9 protein-coding genes are annotated in these 13,944 nt (G+C 41.3%); 7 read left to right on the forward strand and 2 right to left on the reverse strand.

What is annotated here, in order from left to right; genetic code table 11:
- The first annotated feature begins 108 nt into the window (after positions 1-108).
- The 3 genes from P9M13_07345 (at position 109) to P9M13_07355 (ending at position 8,530) form a co-directional block, all read left to right on the forward strand.
- On the forward strand, positions 109-1,632 hold the full coding sequence (locus P9M13_07345) for a transglutaminase-like domain-containing protein (GenBank protein ID MDP8263100.1): 1,524 nt from the start codon (positions 109-111) through the stop codon (positions 1,630-1,632).
- A gap of 14 nt (positions 1,633-1,646) precedes the next feature.
- Positions 1,647-1,820: a TMEM175 family protein gene (locus tag P9M13_07350; GenBank protein ID MDP8263101.1), complete on the forward strand. Its 174-nt coding sequence runs from the start codon at positions 1,647-1,649 to the stop codon at positions 1,818-1,820.
- Between the two features lie 542 nt (positions 1,821-2,362).
- Complete coding sequence (locus P9M13_07355) at positions 2,363-8,530, forward strand: hypothetical protein (GenBank protein ID MDP8263102.1); 6,168 nt, start codon at positions 2,363-2,365, stop codon at positions 8,528-8,530.
- Between the two features lie 351 nt (positions 8,531-8,881).
- On the opposite strand, the gene P9M13_07360 is transcribed toward P9M13_07355, so the two are convergent.
- Positions 8,882-9,295 (reverse strand): acyl-CoA thioesterase, encoded by a 414-nt coding sequence (locus P9M13_07360; protein MDP8263103.1) that lies wholly within the window; start codon positions 9,293-9,295, stop codon positions 8,882-8,884.
- A 179-nt stretch (positions 9,296-9,474) separates the two neighbouring features.
- On the reverse strand, positions 9,475-10,371 hold the full coding sequence (gene gnd / locus P9M13_07365) for a decarboxylating 6-phosphogluconate dehydrogenase (protein ID MDP8263104.1): 897 nt from the start codon (positions 10,369-10,371) through the stop codon (positions 9,475-9,477).
- 97 nt (positions 10,372-10,468) lie between these two features.
- Between gnd and P9M13_07370 the strand changes: the two genes are divergently transcribed.
- The 4 genes from P9M13_07370 (at position 10,469) to P9M13_07385 (ending at position 13,797) form a co-directional block, all read left to right on the forward strand.
- Positions 10,469-11,290, forward strand: coding sequence for a transketolase (locus P9M13_07370; protein ID MDP8263105.1), 822 nt, complete (start codon positions 10,469-10,471; stop codon positions 11,288-11,290).
- Positions 11,291-11,303: 13 nt separating this feature from the next.
- A complete protein-coding gene (locus P9M13_07375) occupies positions 11,304-12,251 on the forward strand; it encodes a transketolase family protein (GenBank protein MDP8263106.1) in 948 nt (315 codons plus the stop codon).
- Positions 12,252-12,662: 411 nt separating this feature from the next.
- Positions 12,663-13,457: a polysaccharide deacetylase family protein gene (locus P9M13_07380; GenBank protein ID MDP8263107.1), complete on the forward strand. Its 795-nt coding sequence runs from the start codon at positions 12,663-12,665 to the stop codon at positions 13,455-13,457.
- A gap of 31 nt (positions 13,458-13,488) precedes the next feature.
- Positions 13,489-13,797, forward strand: a complete 309-nt coding sequence (locus P9M13_07385) for a hypothetical protein (protein ID MDP8263108.1) — start codon at positions 13,489-13,491, stop codon at positions 13,795-13,797.
- Positions 13,798-13,944: the final 147 nt, after the last annotated feature.

Raw genomic sequence — 13,944 nt, forward strand, 5'->3', positions numbered from 1 at the left:
GTGAGTTGGATTGAAGAGCCGGATGTGAGAAATTCACAAGTCCGGTTCTATGAGGGGCATTGAAACTCCTCTTGTTAATTGTGAAAATATAAGAAAAGGAGTCATATTATGTCTACTCGACAAATAAATCGATTAGTTGTTTTTCTGTGCGTTACTTTTGTCACAGTCGTTTGTTTTGCGCAGTATGCAGTATCGGAGGAGAACCCTGATGAGCTTGTAGTCGCCGGTAAAAAACTCGAAGAAAAGACTTTTTACAAAAAAGCGTATGCACAATACCTTAAAGCCCATGATCTCTTCGTTGAAAAGAGTGATAAAATAAACGCCAGAAAAGCACTCGAATCAATGTATGGTACTGAGCGCAAACCATTGGAGTATCCGCTTTCACAAGAAGAGGTTAAAACCATTCTCGCAAAGAATTTTTCGGATGTTTCAGATAAAGAGCGTGCCCAGTGGATCAGTAGCGGAAAACTTGATCATCTTATTGTTGATGGCAATCCTCAGTATTTTTGCGGTACGATAGATAATATCAGATACAGAAACATCGATCTTATGCGTGCATATACCTCGAAAGAGAAAAAAACAAATCCGTTTTATGAAAAGTTAAAGGATATTGTCTTTAAGGACAAGGATAGCGGGTATCCGCGTGAGGACTGGAGACCATACATTAACCCCGTTACATTTCTTTATAAAGGAAGTATGACGATTCCCCGAAAAGAGTTGCCTGCAAAAGGGGTCTTAAAGCTATGGGTGCCGTTGCCGGTACAGACGCAAGCACAATCAAATATAAAAATAATTAACGTAGAACCAAGTGAGTATATAAAAGCGCCTTATCGGACAGATACCGAACTTGGGCAAATATATATTGAAGTACCACTCGATGAGCTCAAAAGTGATCTGTCGGTCGAAGCGGTATATATGTTTACCCATTACGAAAAACGATTTGTGATAGATCCCGATGCTGTCGGAGACTATGATAAAAACGATGCGCTCTACAAGAAATACACCAAATCAAGCCCAAGCATTCTTGTTTCACCTGATGTGTGTAGTGAAGCAAAACGCGCTGTGGGAAATATTGATAATCCGTATCGTGCAGCGAAAAAACTCTATCAGTATGTACTCAATAACATAGCGTACAGTTTGATGCCTCATATAAGACTAGCTGCCGAGCAGATGAGCGAATCTGAATTTGTCTTTAAGAACAGGTACGGAGATTGCGGGAGCCAGAGCATGTATTTTTGTGCTTTATGCAGGTCTCTTGGCATCCCTGCACGGGCAATAGGTGGGCAGCAGTTGATACCGGGTGTCGCAGGTGACCATTTTTGGGCGGAGTTTTATCTCCCTAATTACGGGTGGATACCGGTTGATACAACTATTGCGGAAACAGTGAATTATTTTGATGATATTTCCGAGGCAGACAAGAAAGCGTTTAAAGAATACTTTTTCGGAAATATGGATCCGTACCGTCTTGTCTTTCAAAAAGATGTTGATGCGCCACTTATTCCTGCGCCATCAGTGAGAGTTAGTTTGCCGATGGCAATACAGGAGCCCGCCGCAGTGTGTGAAACAGCGCCGTCAGATCCGGGAATACTTGTAGATAAATACTGGAAATTTAAAGTGTCTCCGGTGGAATAGATAAGAAGTTTTTCGTGGAGTATAAAACAAGCAGAATAGAAGCGTTAAGCGACGGTATTTTTGCGGTATCGATGACACTTCTCATCTTTGGTTTTGGGATCATGTTCCAGCCGCAAAAATCGATCGGGAACAGCCTGACAAAATCAGATGCTATCGCACCTTCTCTAAAGAACCACTGGTTTCTCTAACCGGGTAATCTTCATGTTTTCAAAGATCATTCTTTTATCTTTACAGGATAACTGTGTCTTTTTTCGGCTATTGTTTGCTATCCCGTTTCTTTTGCTCTACTTCTTACTCTTTTCGAGATCGCTTCCTCGCGATGACTTCGCTAAACGTCATTTCGCAGAAATCTTAATGAAGAGTTATGGAATGGTTACTCCGAAAATAGTATTACATGTAAGTGTAATACTATAAATGATTTACGTGTATTAATCCTAATATGTATGTGTGTCTTTTATTTGAGAATTTTAGAAGCCTCAAAAGACCCAAAATATCCGGAAGCACGAAAACTAGAAGAGGTAAGAAAAAAAGGGACTTTTTATTTGTCAAATCGGCAAAAATCGTATTTAATATTAGGTTTACCCCACCACGAACTTGGTGTCTTTATAATTGAATTGATATGCAAGAAGGATGAAAGAAAGGAATCATGATGATTGGTTTATTCTCCAAAACTTCCAGCAAGATTTCACAGGATAAGAATTCCGCCACCAAAACGAAAATGGCACGTTCCATGAAGTTAATTTTTCCGGCAATAATGTTACTGATAGGCGCATTGGTTGTCGCATGTGCTCACGCTCAAAACCTTGAATCTGAACAAAATAAATCTCAGCCTTCATATACTATTATGGATGCAGAGAAACGAGGTGGTTTTGATATTGGTCCTGCAGTTAGTGGTGTGACAACAACGTTTGCTCAAGACCTCCTGCGTGATGTAGTGAAGTTCGATTTTGCGGCATCACCAAAGTCATATACCGGCGTTTTTACCAAGGGGTATCCGCAAACACTTAACGCTTCTTCTGCTGATGCGGTGACTATTGGCATTAAAGCGAAAGAATCGGAACTGATAAAGCAAGTTGCGGTAAAAATTGAGATCAAGGGACCAAGAGGAATACAAACTGTTCCTATTCTATTAAAGAACGGCTGGAATTATACCCGTGTACCAATCAACTGGGACGGTATTGGCAGTCTGAGTGAAATCGTTTTTGTTATCACACCCATTATTAAAACCGGTCAGGTTGAAGGTATCCTATACTTAGACGCAGAATTTTTTACGTTAACATTTTTTGAAAAATATTGGACATTTATTAAGGTAGGCGTAGTTATAGCGCTCTGCCTGCTTATTTTTCTTCTCGTAGGAATATTGAGACTTCTCTTTGGGAGAAAATCACGGGCAAAAAGTGATATCCCCGTTATAGATACAAATATTGGTGGTTTCTTTACTCTTATTAAGACCGATCTCCTTTACGGAATAGTATCATTTATCCTGATTGGTAGTGCACTGTGGCTCTATAATTTAGGTACAGTAAATCACTTAAATGCCGGATTTAATTACCAGTTCATTTTTATTGCTTTGATCGGTGTTTTTCTTGCAGATATCTTAAAAGCGGGACATGTGGGTAGACACCTCACTGCCGGTGAAGCGTTTCAAACTGCTCTTATATCAGGTCTCCTTGCAGCATCATCAAGCTCAATGGAAATACTCCAAGCTCCTGCATCATGGGCCGGGGTATTAACACTTAACAAAGTTTTAGCGACAATATTTTTCCTTGTGTACCATATATCAAATGCGTGCGCTATTGCTGGTCGCGGTAAAGTTATCCGACCGATTACCGGCTTAATTATAGTACTTGCGCCATATACGCTTAATTGGCTCATGGTCTCAGAAAACGCACTTTTTATACAAAACTTTATTAATAGTGTTACCGGCAACATTTTGGCTGCTCAGCCGATTATCATGACAATTTTAGGCCGGTTATTTGTTGTTTTTATATTTAATGAGATCTTTGTTAATAGTATGAGTTTAGCAACAACCGGTAAGCTCATGAAAGACGTTAAGGGACACATCATAATGTTCCTTGTTGCACTTTATGTCTCTTGCGGATCCCTCATTGCAGATTTTGGTTCCACAGAAGCAGTATCAATGTTTCCGCTGCCGCTTATGGCACTTGCGGTTATTGTTGCATCGGCACTTTCATTCGGTGGGTTATGGGCTGAAGTATACCTTATTACCGGTGTCGCATTAGACGGCGGTAAACGTAACGCTCCTTCTGGGACGTCGCTTCTTGGACATGTTACATCAGGACTCAAAAAAGGTATAGCATACAGTACTATATTGATGACACTACTCTTTATTGTGCACATTATGTTAAATGTTGGTGCAATGAATCAACTAATGAAAACGTTACCGCTTGTCATAGGGGTGGTTGTAGGTTCATTGGTGTTTCCTCTCATTAAAACGATTATTGAGTCATTTGATGGAAGCTTACCATTTTTAGCCAGAGCTCGGTACAGCTATAAGGACGGAGTGCTCTATGCACGTGGCGCTGTTGTCGGGTTTGGTTTTGCGTACGCGTTATCGAACGGTTTTATTCAACAAGCAATGCATCACCGTATTCTTTTTGGTCTTATAGTAGGATTAATTGCATCTAGCGGTATAAGTATTGTCCGGGACGCTTTTTACGCTTCAAAAAATCAGGGCAAGATTCAGTCATGGAGGTTGTATTTTATTGACGGTTTGATGGGCGCGTTTGTCGGATGTGGCGTGGCATTCTATCTTGATGCCCTGCAGGTACCGGTTGTTGTTGAGAAGTTCAAGCTGTATACGAGTTCGGGTTTTGAGGCACGTGAATATGTTACCTATCCTTTAGTGAATAAATGGGGCCGCATCGATCTGGGTACATTTACCGGTGGCGCGAAACTGCTTTATACAGAATCACTTGCAGGTGTTATTAACTGGTCAATTGCGGCATGGCTCTTTGCGATAAATAAAGCGTTTTTGCAAATGATCCTTGATAAACATACCGCTCCGGTAAGGAACTTCTTCTCGAAAGAAGGATTCGGTCTTTTAGTTGAAAATATGATCTTTGTATTACGGTGGGGATTATGGATGAGTCCAATCATCTTTACATTCCTGCGCATGATGCCTGATCCGACATGGTATAATCAGGATGGTGCTGTGAGGACAATGTTTGCGATATATCACGATGCAACGATGTCACCGGCAGCGTTCCGTGAATGGAGCTTACAGGTTTTTGTCTATATCCTCGCATTTGATTTCTTCCGGGTTCTTATATGGATGGATCACATGGGTCTGCGTGTAGCGTCACTGGTAAACTTAAGTTTTATCGGGTTAGATAAACTTGATGAAAAGATAGCGAAATTTATTGGCCCGGCAGCAGCACAGCGGTACATTCCCGAAGGCGTGAAACGTTTCGCGACATGGGCACCTCTTTTAATACCGTTTTTTATTCCCCGCGGACGAGAATGGGCAAGTGTCTGGAACACAGCAGCTGCTATTCAAAGTGCTGCAGAATTAAAAGAAGCGGGGCTTTTATCATCTGTTATGGGGCTCGGGGTGCCGCAAAAGATAGTGTTTGTTATTGTGGCGATATTTATCTGCGCAGTGCTTTCGTATCTTTTCCGTGCATTACGTCGTCGTTCACTACGCAAAAAATTACATGTGAATAAACTGAATAACAGAATGTATAGAGTGTTTCTAAAAGAAAACGGTGAAATATACAGTGAAATAGATCATAAGAAACCGACTGTATTCCCTAAAGAATACGATCTTTCACGTCGTTCATACGATACCATGGACCCGTGCGGCAGAGTGCTCTACATGGTTGATACAAAAGCTGAGGGCGGGAACGTATATTGGCCGCTTATCGGTAATTTTCCTCATGATAAGTTTAAAGCTTCAGATATAAAAATGGGTGATGAAGTTCTCCATGTCAAGAATGACAATAATGGGATCAAAACAAAGATAGATATAACGTTACCGGACCAGTTTGCAACAACAGAAATCTGGAACGTAACTATTAAAAATACCACCGATCAGGAAAAAGAGCTTAAACTTGTCCCGTATCTTGAGTGGGTATTAAACGGTGGTTTGCATGATAGGTTCCATACACAATATACCCGTTTATTGATTGAGATGGAGTATGTGAGAGAAAAGAATGCGGTACTTGCATGGCAGAAATCAACAAAGTCTATGGGTATTCTTGCAGCGGACGTAGGTCCAGACGGGTTCCTTACATCTCGCATGGATTTTATTGGTCGTGCACAAAGCATTTGGCGTCCACGTATACTTGATACAATGGATTATTCACCTGCACGTGATACAGAGGCATATCCGTCATTTGAACCGATCGGCTCTTTGTTTATTAATGCGACAGTAAAACCAAAAGAAACGAAAACAATCCGTCTTATGATCGGGTACGCGAAGAAACGAGATGAAGCAATAAAAATGATCGATACATTCTTGAAGCCTACGCAATCGGAAACAATACCGCCTGAAAAAGTTAAAAAGAATAATCTATTGATAGGTCATGGTGAGATCCTTCCGGGAACACCGCAGCCGTATTCAGAATATATCGATGACGGCAACAAGATCCTGGTAAAGACACCATACACGCCGCGTCCATTTGACCATGCAATGAGTAATCCTCTTCATTCTGTTATGGTAACAAACAGAGGATTACATACATCATGTAATGGTAACTCTCAGCAAAATCGTCTGACACCTGATTGGCCGGACACTTGTAGTCAGGAATTACCGGCTGAAGCGATATATTTATATGATGTTGATCGCAAAGAATGGTATTCACCTTGTTACTATCCGCTATTTGAGAAAAACGCCTCTTATGAATCAGAGTTTGGCGTGGATGGTACAGCAGTTTTTCGTATGGGACGAGGAACACTTGCAACGGAACTGACCGTATTTGTGCCGCAAGACGAACCTCTGGGCATATATTACCTGACAATTAAAAACCATTCTGAAAAACCGCGCAAAATGCGTATGGCATCATACTTTGAAATGGTCTTAGAATTCATGCCTGAAAAATCAGGTGTCCTGCAGAAACGAATCGATAAAGCGATGAGTGCTATATACTATAAAAATCCGCGTAATTTATTCCGTCGTGGATGGGCGTTTGCATCTATGTCAGTTCCTTCAAATGTCATTGAAACAAAGAGAGGCAGATTCTTTGGTAAGGGTAGAGGTATATCTCATCCATATTTAGTTGAGAATGGAACGCCGGATACGTCACACTTATCAGATAATCAGCAAATTGCGGGTCTCTTAACAACAATAGAGATCCCTGCACGTGATGAATGCACTATAGCGATCGTTATGGGGCAAGCGGACACAAAACGTGAAGCGAAACAACTGGTACAGAAATACAAGAATATTGAAAATGTTGAAAAAACATTAACTGATACACGTAACTGGTGGCTCAGTCTTATGACAACAGTACGGTTTGAGACATCACATCAGGAATTTAATTATCTCCAAAACTGGTTAAAGTATCAGGGGCTTGCGGAACGTATTTGGGCGCGAAGAGGATTTTACCAAACAAGCGGCGCGTTTGGTTTCCGTGATCAGCTCCAAGATACAGTGAATCTCATGTGGGTTGATCCTGCACTTGCACGCAAACAAATATTATTGCACGCCTCACAACAGTTTCCTGAAGGTGATGTGTTTCACTGGTTCTTTACATTAACTGATGGCCGTACAGCGTTTTCATGCCGTACACATGCCTCAGATAACCCTGCGTGGTTACCGTGGGCAGTTGTGGAGTATACGCGGTGCACGGGAGATAAGACACTTCTTGATGAGAAGACAACATATGCTGAAAGTGAATTCCCGTTTGCGCCTCTTCCAGCAAATTTAGGCGGAATAGGGCACATGTATCATCGTTCAACACGATCAGATACAGTATACAAGCATTGTCTGAAATCACTTGATCTGATACTGACAAAGCGTACAGGGGAAAACGGTTTACCTCATATACGTACAGGTGACTGGAACGACGGACTTGATGAGATCGGTAGTCACGGCAAGGGTGAAAGTGTATGGCTTGGATTCTTTGTCTATTATATATTGAAGAACATGGTTGATATTATCGGTGAGAAAGAAGGCGATAAACGTAAAGCGTATTATGTAAAGAAGATGAATGAGCTTGGTGAGTCTATCGAAAAGACATGGAGAGAAGATAGGTATTTACGTGCATTTCACGATGATGGTACAGAAATCGGTATTAAAGGCAGCGGTATCTGGGAAACAGATGCACTCACAGCTGCATGGGCAGTTATGGCAGATATTAACTTTGATCATGCGGTAACAGCGTTTAATACTTCATTGAGTGTTTTAGAGAGAGAGAATACGATCTTGCTTGGATGGCCCGCATTACGTGAAGATTCTAAACCGTATCTTGGAAGAAGTAGTAAGTATCCTGAAGGTGTACGCGAAAACGGTATGTATTGCCATGGTGTGCAGTGGCTTGTTAAAGCTGCCCGATTACTTGCAGAGAAATTTGAGCAGCAGGGTAATCAGCGAAAAGCGGACGAATACCGAGCTGCGGCATACAGACTGTGGATGAAAATAGCGCCGATCGCGCATTGTGAAGGAGACGAGATCGAGAGATATGGTGGCCAGCCAAACAAACAATGTGCAGATATATTAACAAACTATGAAGTCGGCCGAATGATATGGCACGGATACACCGGTGCCGCGGGTTGGATGATACGGCAAGCAATGGAGGGAATTGTTGGGGCAACGCTTGTTAATAACGAGATGATCGTGCCGGGTGATCTTGAAAAGCCACGAGGCGATCTGAAAATATATAGTGTTGTAAGAGATTTAACTAACAGCCCGATAAAAAAATCACCTAAGAAATAAGTTGCACGTTTTATTTTAAGATACTATAGGGTGAAAGTCCCGAACAAGCCCGGTCGTGGGAACTGTTAGCGACTCTGCAAGGGTGTTAATCATGAGGTTGGATCTGAAGGAAGCGTATAGCAAAGTACTGGCCTGACGAACAGGAAGCGCAAAGATTCAAAGCCCAATAACGACGAAACACATAGACGTATATGTGACAGGCATAAGTGTGAAAGTGAGTGTGTATTACCCGGGGAGATCTGAGGGTTTGTTTTTTTTCTTCATAAACATCCCATATATTATTATAGCAAAATAGTGAATAAATGGCATTGTTATTTAATGAAAAAGGAGAAGGGTTGCAGTTCCCTTTTTTTATTCTGCTTTCATCGGTCCGAGAAGAAATTCTGGCATTTCCTGCAGTTCACCGTCTTTATTGATGCAGGCGATTGTTGACGATGCTTCCGCAATTAGTGTCTTTCCGTTATTCTTAGTCACTTTGTACGCATGTTCTATCGTTGCTGCGCGCACTCGTGTAACGGTGGTCTCAATATCAATCAGCTCATCATAATAGGCGGGAAATTTGTAGTTACAGGCGATTTTTACCACAGCAAAGAGTATCCCGTCTTTTTCACAATCGCTGTAGTTATATCCAAGTGACCGCAAGTGTTCTACGCGCGCCATTTCAAAATATACAAAGTAATTTGAGTGGTGCACAACGCCCATTTGATCAACTTCAGGGTACCGTACTCTGATTTGTATCTTATTAGTTTTTGGCTCATTAATCATGGAATATACCTATCTCCACCGCGTAGGAATCACTTTGTGCCACCTACGCGGTGAACTCGTGGTTCGTAATCGATTCACGATACACGAACTACGATTCACTTTTTTAGCGTATAGCGCGTAGCGGTTAGATATTACTAAATAGGGATTTAAACTATACGCTCTACGCTAAACGCTATTCGCTATTTAAGTTGTACTTCATGTCCCCCAAACTCATTCCGCAGCGCCGCAATAAATTTCTTGGTAAATGAGTTTCCTTCTTCAGTGTTATAGCGAACAGAAAGCGCGTGAGACAGTGTGTTATGTGGAGAGTTCGTCTCTTTTGCTGTTTCTTCTGCCCATTTTCCTGTTTCACCCCCACCGATCTTATCGGTGATCTTTTCGAGATTGGGGTCTTTACTGAAAGCATCCTGCGCAAGCTCGGTAAGCCATGAGCGGATAACGCTTCCATTCGACCATACTCGTGAAATATCTTTAAGATCAAGTTTATAGGGAGCGTTTTTCAGTTGTTCGTATCCTTCACCATAAGCTTGCAATAGCGCGTATTCAATACCGTTATGTATCATTTTTACATAATGCCCTGCGCCTGACGGTCCCATGTAACCATACCCGTTTTTTATTGCGATCAGTTTGCATAACGGTTCGATCTTTTTGAATACTTCTTCTTTTCCGCCGATTGTAAGGCACGCACCGTTACGGGCACCGGTAAGACCACCGCTTGTACCGATATCAAGATACTCGATACTTTTCTCGGCACATTTTTCAGCTCTTTTTATGGCGTCTTTATAGAAAGAGTTCCCTCCATCAATAATGATATCTTCTTGGGAAAGTAAGGGGAGTAATTGGTCTATAAACAAATCAACAACCGGTCCGGCAGTTACCATGAGCCATATTACCCGTGGCGCATTGAGTTTTTGTACGAGGTCTTCAACTGATGACGCACCGATCGCGCCTGCTGAAATTACTTCTTGTAACGGTTTCTGACTTCTATTATATGCGATAACCTCAACTTTTTGTGAAAGGAGGTTACATACGATGTTCTTGCCCATTTTGCCTAAGCCGATAAACCCTATTTGCATAAACCCTCCCGTAAAAAAATATTTTCTTGCTATTTACCTGCGAATACTATAGTAATTAATAGTAGTTTTATCAATCATTATCTATAGCCAAAAATCTATGAGTACGAAAAAACCAGACATTGCTGAACTTACAGAATTAGCCCGTCAAACGAGACGCACAATTTTAGAAGTTCTCCACGAAGCCGGATCAGGGCATCCCGGCGGTAGCCTATCATTAGTTGAAATATTGATCGGGCTCTATCATTACAAACTCCGATATGATCCAAAGAACCCTGAGTTTAACGATCGCGATATCTTTATCCTGTCAAAGGGGCATTGCTGTCCGGTACTCTACACAGTTTTAGCCAAATGCGGTTTCTTTCCTGAAGAAGAACTTATGAAATTTAGAAAGTTAGGTGCCATGCTTCAAGGGCACACACACCGAGGTGTTCCGGGGGTTGAACTTTCTACCGGTTCATTAGGGCAGGGACTCTCCGTTGCAAACGGCTGGGCGCTTGCTGCAAAGATGGATAATCATGCTCGCAGGGTCTATTGTGTTATAGGTGACGGTGAAATGAATGAAGGGCAGATATGGGAAGCGGCAATGACAGCCAGTTTTAGAAAACTTGATAATGTTTGTGCTATTCTTGATAAGAATAAGGTTCAGCAGGACGGGCCGACTGAAAAAATAAAGAATCTTGATCCGGTAGCAGACAAATGGAAAGCATGCGGTTGGGAAGTTATCGAGATTGCCGGACATAAGATAGAAGAAGTTTTGAATGCGCTAGACAAGGCTGAAACGATAAAAGGTAAACCGACTATCATTATAGCCGATACCATTAAAGGTAAAGGCGTGTCATTTATGGAAGGGCAGTTTACCTGGCATGGTAAAGCGCCAAGTGAAGAAGAACTCGCTGCGGCGTTAAAGGAACTTGAATAAATAAGGTGCAGTCATGACAGAGAAAATGAAGGCGACTCGCGACGGTGCGGGTGAAGGATTTATGGAGCTGGCAAATCAGAGAGACGACATCGTTGTCTTGAGTGCTGATCTTGCGACATCCACACGTGCCGATAAATTTGAGAAGGTGCATCCTGACAGATTTATCAATATGGGTATATGTGAGCAGGATATGATCGGCACAGCCGTAGGGTTTGCAATGGCCGGTAAAGTCCCGTTTGCTTGTTCGTTTAGCTGTTTTATGCTGACACGGGCATATGACCAGATACGCGTATCGCTTTGTTATAATAATGAGAATGTAAAACTGATTGGTTCACATAGCGGTATTACCGTCGGACCGGACGGTGCGACTGCGCAATATAATGAAGATATTGCGATAATGCGTGTTCTGCCAAATATGAAAGTCATTGTTCCCGCTGATACCCATGAAGCAAAAAAAGCGGTGTTAGCAAGCGCTGATATAGCTGGTCCGGTCTATATACGTGTCGGAAGAGGGCCTATTCCGGCGGTTACCTTTGAAAGTGATCCATTTGAATTTGGTAAAGCAAAGATTCTCCGTGAAGGTAGTGATGTTTCAATTATTGCTTGCGGTATAATGGTTAAAGATGCATTGGATGCGGCCGAAGAACTTAAAGAAAACGGGATAACTGCTCGTGTTATTAACCTCCACACAATAAAACCCCTTGATGAAGCGGCACTGATTAATGCTGCCAAAAAAACCGGTGCGATCGTCACAGCTGAAGAGCATCAGATATATGGTGGCATGGGTAGTGCGGTAGCCGAACTGTTAAGTGTTCAGTTTTCGGTACCCATAGAAATGATCGGCATTAAAAACGTGTTTGGCGAGTCAGGGACTCCTGACGAATTAAAAACTAAATACGATCTTACTAAAGAAACTATTGTTGACGCGTGCAAAAAAGCAATTGCACGTAAAAAGAAGTAGTAATATTTTCCTCACACAAAATCAAGAATTATTTAAGTGAAATGACACGAAGTGTCCAACCCGCTTTTCTTACAGAGATTCGTCATGAAAAGATGTAGGTATCTGTAAATGCAAGGCTTGAGACTGAATAGCCCGCAGACGTACTTGAAGAGTACGTCGAGGACTATGAGGAAGCTTAACGCAGCAGTTGCAGTTAGATATATCTTTGAAATAGAATGTTTGTGAGAAATGCGGGTTAAGATTCTTTCTTATTTTTTGCAGTGGTTTTCTTGGTTTTTTTGATATACGCTTTTTTGCGAGCACGTTTTTCACGAGCATTATGTTGCTGTCCCATTTTTTTCTCCTTTTTAATTTTCTGCGGTTATTATATAATAATACGGTAAATAGTCAATTATTAAGGTGGAGGAATCGATGAAAAGATTTTTTATAGCGCTGATTGTTAGTGTTGTGGTTATTGTTAGTGGTATATTCTATATAACGTCACGTGACTCACTGACGCCTATTCTGATGTACCATAGTGTGAATGATAGTAAGATACATTATACTCCTACTGTAACAGTAGCTGCATTTGAGACACACCTTGCATTTCTTAACAAACATAACTTTAAAGTTATCTCGCTTGATGAGTATGTAAAAGCGGTAAAAAGTAAGGGTCGTAATCTTCCCTATAAAGCTGTTGTCGTTACATTTGATGACGGTTATAGAGATAATTTTAGCTATGCATATCCACTTTTAAAGAGATATCGTATGCCGGCAATGATTTTTGTTCCGACAGATTTTCTTGGAAAAGATGGATACGTCACTCTTGATGACATTCAAGTGATGATGAAGCACGATATATCGATCGGGGTGCATGGAAAGACACATGCCTATCTTCCAACTGTTGTTTTAGAAGATCTATATGAAGAAACTGCCGGAGCAAAAAAAGATATAGAGAAGATGCTCGGTAAACCGGTTTCATTATTCTGTTATCCTATTGGCGGGTACTCACAGGCAATTAAAGAAGAAGTTGAAAAAGCGGGATACAAGGCCGCGTGTACAACAAATCGTTCGCCATCAATTCTTAATACCGATATATACGCATTAAATCGCATAAAGATGACCAATAAGGACACGTACGATCTTATCTTGTGGGGAAAGACTTCACGTGTGTATAATTTGATGAGGAACATTAGAAATCACTTTAGAAATACGGGAAAGAAATAAAGATTTATTTTGTAATTATATGGAGATTAATATGGCAAGGACATTGTATGTAACATGTCCCACATGTAAAGAGCTTTTAGAGGTTGATCGCGAAAGCGGGAAGGTGGTAAAACACTTTAAATCAAAAAAAGCTGAAAAAGGTGACAGCAGCGATTTATTGAAGGATGTTTTAGATGATGTGAAAAACCAGGGTTCAAAACTTGACGCGCAATTTAATGACGCAAAACAAAAAGAAAAGGATAAAGCAAAGACATTTGATGATGTCTTCAAAAAGGGAATAGATGAAGCGAAAAAGAGTAAAGACTTAAAACCTGATATCCGGCCGTTTGATTTGGATTAATGACAGTATAAAAGGATGAGAATATGAGTGCGCCAAGAAAAGCTAATATAAGCAAGCTGGACAATCCAGCACGTGTAATGGCTAACCACCGGCACGGAACCAAACCATGCGTATAAGGAGGTAACGAATTATGCGAAGCCATGGTAA

Source organism: Candidatus Ancaeobacter aquaticus (assembly GCA_030765405.1).
Classification (GTDB): Bacteria; Auribacterota; Ancaeobacteria; order Ancaeobacterales; family Ancaeobacteraceae; genus Ancaeobacter; species Ancaeobacter aquaticus.

Bases quoted from the DNA above. Each gene is read 5' to 3' on its own strand.
- P9M13_07385 (MDP8263108.1), top strand. From the start codon at position 13,489: ATGGCAAGGACATTGTATGTAACATGTCCCACATGTAAAGAGCTTTTA.
- gnd (MDP8263104.1), bottom strand. From the start codon at position 10,371: ATGCAAATAGGGTTTATCGGCTTAGGCAAAATGGGCAAGAACATCGTA.
- P9M13_07345 (MDP8263100.1), top strand. From the start codon at position 109: ATGTCTACTCGACAAATAAATCGATTAGTTGTTTTTCTGTGCGTTACT.
- P9M13_07380 (MDP8263107.1), top strand. From the start codon at position 12,663: ATGAAAAGATTTTTTATAGCGCTGATTGTTAGTGTTGTGGTTATTGTT.
- P9M13_07360 (MDP8263103.1), bottom strand. From the start codon at position 9,295: ATGATTAATGAGCCAAAAACTAATAAGATACAAATCAGAGTACGGTAC.
- P9M13_07370 (MDP8263105.1), top strand. From the start codon at position 10,469: ATGAGTACGAAAAAACCAGACATTGCTGAACTTACAGAATTAGCCCGT.
- P9M13_07375 (MDP8263106.1), top strand. From the start codon at position 11,304: ATGACAGAGAAAATGAAGGCGACTCGCGACGGTGCGGGTGAAGGATTT.
- P9M13_07355 (MDP8263102.1), top strand. From the start codon at position 2,363: ATGAAGTTAATTTTTCCGGCAATAATGTTACTGATAGGCGCATTGGTT.